The 1,409-nt window shown below is 46.7% G+C and carries 3 protein-coding genes; all 3 read left to right on the top strand.

Annotated elements, in window-relative coordinates; genetic code table 11:
- A partial coding sequence (locus B3O33_RS04145; RefSeq protein ID WP_292363020.1) for a tyrosine-type recombinase/integrase occupies positions 1-497 on the top strand: 497 nt, incomplete at its 5' end.
- On the top strand, positions 494-769 hold the full coding sequence (locus tag B3O33_RS04140) for a hypothetical protein (protein WP_292358992.1): 276 nt from the start codon (positions 494-496) through the stop codon (positions 767-769). The genes B3O33_RS04145 and B3O33_RS04140, both read left to right, overlap by 4 nt.
- A 363-nt stretch (positions 770-1,132) precedes the next feature.
- Positions 1,133-1,384: a hypothetical protein gene (locus B3O33_RS04135; protein ID WP_292358996.1), complete on the top strand. Its 252-nt coding sequence runs from the start codon at positions 1,133-1,135 to the stop codon at positions 1,382-1,384.
- Positions 1,385-1,409: the final 25 nt, after the last annotated feature.

Genomic DNA, 1,409 nt, shown 5'->3' with positions numbered 1-1,409 from the left:
TCTGGATGGAGTTATTACGTTATACCGCCATTCGTGTTGGTTCACTGGTTGGTATATCCGTTCAAGATGCTAGACATGCCATTGCCATCGGTCGGCTGGAGCTTAGAAGTGAGTTTGCAAAGCGTGGCAAAGGCTACAGCATTCCACTCACCAAGAAAGCCAAGCATGCTCTTAAAGAACTGTTGAGAGTCCGCGTAGCAATGGGTTATGCGTTGGAACCAGATGCCCCTTTGGTCATGAGCCAAAAGGGGAAAGGGATCAGCATACGTAGTCTGCAAAGCCGATTACGTCATTGGGTGGATATGGCCGGGCTGGACGATATTACACCGCATTGGTTTAGACACACCTTAGCCATGCGGATCATGAATCAATCTACTGCTGTAAATAAGCTTGGCGTGGTTCAGGCGGCATTGGGGCACACCACTGCAACAGCCACCATGATCTATACCCGTCCCAGCAAGGAAGACATTGCATTAGCTATGGAGGAGGCGTCGTGAAAGCACACATTAATTTCGCGTTATTGAAAGTTCAAAAATATTTGGAAACCTGCTTGCCTGGGAAAAAAATATATGTTGCAGCGAGAATTTCACCAAACGCGTCAGGCTGCAGCTATCACGTTGTCATTGATAACAATCGTGGTGGTGAGGCTTATGAAAGCTGGGCTGATTTTAGCGATTTAATTGATCAAGTCTTATTTGAATATGGCATCACCCGCGTTGATGCGTACCTCCTCACTAAACCGAATCAGGCAATGCAGGTGAGCCAATGACCGAAATTACCTGTTTCACTGACGGCAAAGCCATCTACTGCCGGTCGGCACGAATTTTTCCATCTGACGTGCCAGGCAAGTTTGTCTGTCGGATGCAGCTGCTGATTGGCAAGCAGGAAATCATGGTTTATTTCAGCGAACCCGAAGAAATGATCACCTATTGCCGACGGCATTTATTCCCAATCGATATTAACGGTTATGAAGCCCAACCGCTTCAATCAGAACCGATCATAAAGGAGTGAACAGCATGCTATTCAGCCTGATTTTTGGAGCCTTCGTTATCTACCTGCTGGTTGGCGGAATAGTAATACTCAGCAGTGATTTGGAGTTGCGAGCGGTGTGTAGACGGACCTGGTCAAGTCGGTGGTTATTTTCACTCGCCTTACTGATTTGGCCCCTTTTTATGATGTGGTTGAAGTTGAAATGGCGACTGAAACAAAGCGTGTAAACCTGAGCCGGTTGCCACCAGAACGTAAACAAAAAGCGTGGCAATGGCTTCAGGAGACAAGGCCAGCTCAGGCTGAGCTCATTCAATCAAAAGCAGTACAGGAAATAATCTCGGCATTTGATGGCGAGATCATTATCGAGGTGGAGACCAAGCAATGCGAAAACTAGAACAGTTAAAAGAACATTTAGAAGA

The organism is Methylophaga sp. UBA1464 (genome assembly GCF_002325665.1).
GTDB lineage: Bacteria > Pseudomonadota > Gammaproteobacteria > Nitrosococcales > Methylophagaceae > Methylophaga.
This window is presented reverse-complemented; position numbering and strand designations above follow the sequence as displayed.